The sequence below is a fragment of the Bradyrhizobium sp. genome, assembly GCF_004799445.1.
Classification (GTDB): Bacteria; Pseudomonadota; Alphaproteobacteria; order Rhizobiales; family Xanthobacteraceae; genus Bradyrhizobium.
Genome location: NZ_SSNA01000229.1, coordinates 44306 through 50430 on the forward strand (window position 1 = coordinate 44306; position 6125 = coordinate 50430).

A 6125-nucleotide genomic window follows, 5' to 3' on the forward strand; every position below is an offset into this window, starting at 1 on the left:
TCATATCGAGTACCATGACATATCCAATCTCCGAGATTGATGGCCTGCCATCCTTCGCCGCCGACAAACTGAAATCCCTGGGCATTCGCACAACGGACGGGCTGCTGGAGGCGGCGCGAACCGTCAAGGGCCGCAAGACGCTTGCGGCCAGGACCGGCATCAGCGAGCAGCAACTGCTCGAATGGGCCAACGTCTCGGACTACATGCGGATTCCCGGCATGGGAAAGGCAAAGGTCGGTCTGGTGCGTGCCGCCGGCGTCACCACGGTTCGCGAGCTCGCGCTTCGCAACCCCGCGCGCCTGGCGCAGAACATGAAGGAAGTGAATATCAGGCGCAAACTCGTCCGCGTGCTGCCTTCGGAAAAGTCCGTCGAGCAACTGATCGCGAAGGCGCGCAGGCTGCAGCCCAAGATTACCTACTGATCGGAACCAGACCGGACGACGTCAGCTCGACCGGCCCGCGCCCGGAGCCCGCCTTCGCATCTTGACTCCGATGCGGGGACCGCGCAAAGCGACCGCATGATCGCGACCTCGTCCAGAACCGCCCCCGCGGCCGCCTCGGCAGATCATCCGACATGGCCGGCGCTCCTGTCCAGGCCGTATCCGGCCGTGATGGGGGTGCTCAACATCACGCCGGATTCATTTTCGGACGGCGGCCAGTTCATTGCACCGGAACGCGCGTTGGCGCAGGCCCGCCGCATGATCGCCGAGGGCGCCGACATCATCGACATCGGCGCGGAATCCACCCGGCCCTATGGCTCCGAACCGGTCTCGGCCGACCAAGAGCTGAAGCGTTTGCAGCCGATCCTGGCCGACGTCGTTGCCCTCGGCATTCCCGTCTCCATCGACAGCATGAAATCGGCCGTCGTCGCCTGGGCGCTTGATGCGGGGGCGACGATCGCCAATGACATCTGGGGCCTGCAGCGCGATCCCGACATGGCGCGGCTCGTGGCGGCGCGCCATTGCCCGGTCGTCATCATGCACAACCGCGACCGCGCCGATGCCGGCATCGATATCATGAGGGATATCGCGGAATTTTTTGCGCGCTCGCTCGAGTTAGCCGCGAAGGCGGGCATTTCACGTGAAAACATCGTGCTCGATCCCGGCATCGGCTTTGGCAAGACGTCCGAGCAGAGCATCACGGCGCTGGCGCGGCTGGAGCAACTCGGTACATTCGGCCTGCCGCTCCTGGTCGGCGCCTCGCGCAAGCGCTTTATCGGTTCGGTTTCGCCGTCCGAGCCGCATCAACGGCTGGGTGGCTCGATCGCCGCGCATCTGATAGCCGCAAAAGGCGGCGCGCGGATCATCCGGACCCACGACGTGTCCGAAACCGTACAAGCATTGCGTGTGGCCGCGGCGATTTGGGACCAGGCATGAGCGGTACGATCTTCATTACCGGAATTGTGATCCATGCCCGCCATGGCGTCATGGACCATGAGACCGAGGTCGGGCAGCGTTTCGTCATCGATCTCGAACTCTCCGCCGATCTGTCGGAATCCTCGCGCACCGATCGTCTCGCCGATACCGTTTCCTATTCCAATGTGGTCGCGACCGCGACCGCGGCGTTCAAGAACGCCAATTACAAATTGCTGGAACGCGCGGCCGGCGCCGTCGCCGACGCCATCCTGGCGGCGTTTTCGAAGATCAGCGCCGTCAAGGTCACCGTTCACAAGCCGCACGCGCCGATCGCCGCGATCTTCCACGATGTCGGGGTGGTCCTGACCCGCGTCCGGCAATCCCCGCAGCATGGCTAGCGTCCTGATCGCGCTTGGCGGCAATGTCGGCGACGTCCGCGCGACATTCCCAAAGGCGATCGCCAATATCTGCGGCATGACGCAGGCGGTCCTTCTGGCGCGGTCATCCGACTACGCCACGCCGCCCTGGGGCGATGAGCAGCAGGCCCGCTTCATCAACGCCTGCATCGAAATCGACACCAGCCTCGATCCCCATGCGCTGCTGTTCACGCTGCACAAGGTCGAGACCAAATTCGGCCGCGACCGCGCCAACGAAAGGCGCTGGGGACCGCGCACGCTCGACCTCGATCTGATCGCCTATGACGATGTTTCCATGCAAAAGCCGGAGCTGACGCTGCCGCACCCCCGCCTGTTCGAACGCGCCTTCGTGCTGGTGCCGCTCAAGGAAATCGCGCCAGACCGCGTGATCGCGGGACGCAGCGTCGCGTCAGCGCTGGCGCAGCTTTCGACCGACGGAATCGAGCGGCTACCCGACCTCGTTTGAGCCCATCGGCAGTGAAATTCCTTGCGACCCGTTCGCGACAGGCCCGAGCCGTTCACTATGGCGAATCAAGGCAAAAACAACCGTTTGGCTTGGCGCTCGGCCCGTGGCAATTTCGGCGCGGAATGACGGCGCCCCGGGAGCGATCTGCGGAATGACCTCTGTGACCGACGAGCTACCCCTTGCCGCGGATTTCGCGCCCGCGACCTACGACGACTGGCGCAAGCTGGTCGACGGCGTGCTGAAGGGCGCGCCGTTCGAGAAACTGGTCGGCAAGACCTACGACGGATTGCGGATCGAACCGATCTACCCGCGCGCCCGCGATGCCATCCCGATCGCCAGCCGGCCTGCGCCAGCGCCCTGGCAGATCATGCAGCGCATCGACCACCCCGATGCGGCAGCGGCAAACGCGCAAGGAATCCACGATCTCGAGAACGGCGCGACCGGCCTGACGCTGGTGTTCGCGGGCGCCAATGGCGCTTATGGCTTTGGGATTGATCCGACAGCCGCTGCGATCGAGAAGGTTCTCGACGGCGTCTTTATCGATGCCGGCATCGCAATCGAACTTCAGATCGGCCCGCAGTCGCGGATGGCGGCGATCCACCTCGCCGAATACGTGCAGCGCAAGAGCATTAGCCCCGCGGCCTGCGATATCCGCTTCGGGCTCGATCCGATCGGCGCCTGCGCGGTCTGGGGCTCCAGTCCCTATGCGTGGGCCGAGATCGTGCCGGCGGTCACCGGCGCGATTAAGGGCCTCGCCGCGATGGGGTTTCGAGGCCCGTTTGCGGTCGCCGACGGGCGGGTTATCCATGACGCCGGCGGATCGGAAGCCCAGGAACTGGCGTTCGTGCTGGCCGGCGCTGTCGCCTATCTGCGCGCCATCGAGGGGGCCGGCATTGCGCTGGAAGACGCGCGGAACATGGTCTATGCGCGGCTTGCCGCCGATGCCGACCAGTTCCTGACCATGGCGAAGTTTCGCGCACTGCGTCTGTTATGGTCGCGCGTCGAACAGGCCTGCGGCCTTGAACCGAAGCCGTTGTTCATTGCAGCCGACACCGCATGGCGGATGCTGACCCGGCGCGATCCTTATGTGAACATGTTGCGTGCGACCATGGCGACGTTCTCCGCAGGGCTTGCCGGGGCCAACAGCATCAATGTGCTGCCGCACACGCTGGCGCTGGGATTACCCGATCCGTTCGCGCGGCGCGCCGCGCGCAACACCCAATTGGTGCTGCTGGAAGAATCCAATCTCGCCAAAGTGTCCGATCCCGCGGCCGGCTCCGGCGGCATCGAGGCCCTGACCAGCGCGCTTTGCGAAGCCGCATGGCAATTGTTTCAGGAAACCGAGCAAGCCGGCGGCGCGTTCGCCGCACTGGAGCAAAACCTGATCCAGCGCAAAGTCGCGGCAACGCGGGCGGTGCGCGAAGCCAATATCGCCAGGCGCAAGGAAGTGCTGACCGGCGCCAGCGAGTTTCCAAACTTGCACGAGGCTCAAGTGGCGGTGCTCAATGCAAAACCGGCTGAGCTTGCGCCTTATGGCGAGGCCAAATTCAAGTTCGATGGGTTGCCGCCGATGCGCCTTGCGGTGCCGTTCGAACGCCTGCGCGACCGGTCGGATGAAATCCTCAAAGTGCGAGGGACGCGGCCAAGGATTTTCCTTGCCAACCTCGGCACGTCAGCCGACTTCACCGCGCGGGCGACCTTTGCCAAGAGCTTTTTTGAAGTGGGCGGGATCGAGGCTGTCGACACGGAAGGGTTTACCGATCCGGCGACATTAGCAAAGGCCTTCAAGGCATCCGGCGCGGAACTGGCCTGCCTGTGCTCGCAAGACAAGGTCTATGCCGCACAGGCCGCTGCCGCGGCAAAGGCCCTTCAAGCCGTCGGAGCACGGCATATCTATGTGGCAGGGCGCGCGGGTGAGCAGGAAGCCACGCTTCGCGCCGCCGGCGTCAACGATTTCATCTTTGCCGGCGGCGATGCGCTGGCCATGCTGCAGCAAGCCTATTCGCTGGTGGAGCAAACATGACGACGGCTACGAACCCCATCCTGACCGGTGGCTGCCAATGCGGCGCCATTCGCTTTGCGCTGAAGGCTGCGCCCACGAAAGTCAGCATCTGCCATTGCCGGATGTGCCAGAAAGCCTCCGGCGCGCCGTTTGCCGCCTTTGCCGAGATTGAAAACGGTGACTTCGCCTGGACCCGCGGCAAGCCCACCGCGTTCCGCTCCTCCTCGATCGCCGAGCGCGACTTTTGCCGGGATTGCGGCACGCCGCTCAGCTTCCGCCGCATCGATGGCCCGCGGATCGAGATCATGACCGGGACCTTCGACCGGCCGGACCGCGTGGTGCCGATCACGCAATACGGCACCGAATCGAGGCTCGGCTGGGTGGTGGCGATCGCCAACTTGCCGAGCCAGACCACGCTGCAGAATTACGGGTCCGAGAAGGTCGGCGGGATCGTCAGCCACCAGCATCCGGACCATGATTAGGAGGCGGTATGTGCGATGCACCGAGGACGATAGGAGCTGCCCGTGGTAGAATTCCCACCTGAACGCACGGTTATGAAGGCGATTCTTTTCCTAGACTCGTTGATTAATCCAATGAGTGCATTCTTTGGATTCGTGATCTATGGGCTGGGAAAGGTGTTGTTTGGTTTCGTAGACGTTTCGGCAGAAAGCCTCTCGAGGAGTGATTGCGATCATCCCGTCTATAAGAAAAACCTCCAGAGGCTGATCGAGTACCATCGGCAATTCGAGAAAAAAGAATGAGCCGCATTCCGAACTTTGCGACTATCGCCTTTGAAAAATCCGCCAGTGCGCCATTGGCGGGCAAGGCCGAGCCATGGCTCACGCCGGAGGGCATCCTCGTCAAGCCCGGCTACAGCGAGGCCGACCTCGAAGGCATCGATTTCCTCGAGACCTGGCCCGGCATTGCGCCCTATCTGCGCGGCCCCTACCCGACCATGTATGTCAACCAGCCCTGGACCGTCAGGCAATATGCCGGGTTTTCCACGGCGGAGGATTCCAACGCGTTCTACCGCCGCAACCTCGCCGCCGGACAAAAGGGCCTCTCGGTCGCGTTCGATCTCGCCACCCATCGCGGCTATGATTCCGATCACCCGCGGGTCACCGGCGACGTCGGCATGGCCGGCGTGGCGATCGATTCGATCTACGACATGCGCACGCTGTTCTCAGGGATCCCGCTCGATCAGATGAGCGTGTCGATGACCATGAACGGCGCGGTGCTGCCGATCCTGGCGCTGTTCGTGGCGGCGGCCGAGGAACAGGGCGTGCCGCCGGAAAAGCTCTCAGGCACCATTCAGAACGACATTCTGAAAGAGTTCATGGTGCGCAACACCTACATCTACCCGCCCGCGCCCTCGATGCGGATCATCTCCGACATCTTTGCCTACACCTCGCAGAAGATGCCGAAGTACAACTCCATTTCCATCTCCGGCTATCACATGCAGGAAGCCGGTGCGACGCAGGATCTCGAACTCGCCTATACGCTGGCCGACGGGGTCGAATATCTGCGCGCCGGACTTGCCGCCGGCCTCGACGTCGACCGCTTCGCGCCAAGGCTGTCGTTCTTCTGGGCGATCGGCATGAACTTCTTCATGGAAGTCGCCAAGATGCGCGCGGCGCGGCTGCTCTGGGCCAAGCTGCTCAAGCAGTTCAACCCGAAGGACCCGCGCTCGCTCAGCCTTCGCACGCATTGCCAGACCTCGGGCTGGTCGCTGACCGCGCAGGACGTGTTCAACAACGTGATGCGCACCACGATCGAGGCGATGGCGGCAACGCAGGGCCACACCCAGTCACTGCACACCAACGCGCTCGACGAGGCGCTGGCGCTGCCGACCGACTTCTCGGCGCGCATCGCCCGCAACACCCAGC

8 protein-coding genes are annotated in these 6125 nt (G+C 63.6%); all 8 read left to right on the plus strand.

Annotation, left to right across the window (positions count from 1 at the left end; all coding sequences use genetic code 11):
- The first annotated feature begins 14 nt into the window (after positions 1–14).
- A complete protein-coding gene (locus E8A46_RS29490) occupies positions 15–422 on the plus strand; it encodes a DUF4332 domain-containing protein (protein WP_291568666.1) in 408 nt (135 codons plus the stop codon).
- Between the two features lie 96 nt (positions 423–518).
- The gene (gene folP / locus E8A46_RS29495) at positions 519–1376 is read left to right on the plus strand and encodes a dihydropteroate synthase (protein ID WP_291568668.1); all 858 of its coding nucleotides are present in this window, start codon (positions 519–521) and stop codon (positions 1374–1376) included.
- Positions 1373–1753: a dihydroneopterin aldolase gene (folB, locus tag E8A46_RS29500; RefSeq protein WP_291568670.1), complete on the plus strand. Its 381-nt coding sequence runs from the start codon at positions 1373–1375 to the stop codon at positions 1751–1753. The genes folP and folB overlap by 4 nt, the downstream gene beginning before the upstream one ends.
- Entirely contained in the window at positions 1746–2237 is a 492-nt protein-coding gene (gene folK, locus E8A46_RS29505) for a 2-amino-4-hydroxy-6-hydroxymethyldihydropteridine diphosphokinase (RefSeq protein ID WP_291568672.1), read from the plus strand. The genes folB and folK overlap by 8 nt, the downstream gene beginning before the upstream one ends.
- A gap of 151 nt (positions 2238–2388) precedes the next feature.
- Positions 2389–4260, plus strand: coding sequence for a methylmalonyl-CoA mutase family protein (locus tag E8A46_RS29510; protein ID WP_291568674.1), 1872 nt, complete (start codon positions 2389–2391; stop codon positions 4258–4260).
- Positions 4257–4721: a GFA family protein gene (locus E8A46_RS29515; RefSeq protein ID WP_291568676.1), complete on the plus strand. Its 465-nt coding sequence runs from the start codon at positions 4257–4259 to the stop codon at positions 4719–4721. The genes E8A46_RS29510 and E8A46_RS29515 overlap by 4 nt, the downstream gene beginning before the upstream one ends.
- A gap of 42 nt (positions 4722–4763) precedes the next feature.
- Complete coding sequence (locus E8A46_RS29520) at positions 4764–5000, plus strand: hypothetical protein (protein WP_291568677.1); 237 nt, start codon at positions 4764–4766, stop codon at positions 4998–5000.
- Positions 4997–6125: methylmalonyl-CoA mutase family protein (locus tag E8A46_RS29525; protein ID WP_291568680.1), on the plus strand; the 1129-nt coding region annotated here is incomplete at its 3' end. The genes E8A46_RS29520 and E8A46_RS29525, both read left to right, overlap by 4 nt.

Bases quoted from the DNA above. Each gene is read 5' to 3' on its own strand.
- E8A46_RS29490 (WP_291568666.1), top strand. From the start codon at position 15: ATGACATATCCAATCTCCGAGATTGATGGCCTGCCATCCTTCGCCGCC.
- folP (WP_291568668.1), top strand. From the start codon at position 519: ATGATCGCGACCTCGTCCAGAACCGCCCCCGCGGCCGCCTCGGCAGAT.
- folB (WP_291568670.1), top strand. From the start codon at position 1,373: ATGAGCGGTACGATCTTCATTACCGGAATTGTGATCCATGCCCGCCAT.
- folK (WP_291568672.1), top strand. From the start codon at position 1,746: ATGGCTAGCGTCCTGATCGCGCTTGGCGGCAATGTCGGCGACGTCCGC.
- E8A46_RS29510 (WP_291568674.1), top strand. From the start codon at position 2,389: ATGACCTCTGTGACCGACGAGCTACCCCTTGCCGCGGATTTCGCGCCC.
- E8A46_RS29515 (WP_291568676.1), top strand. From the start codon at position 4,257: ATGACGACGGCTACGAACCCCATCCTGACCGGTGGCTGCCAATGCGGC.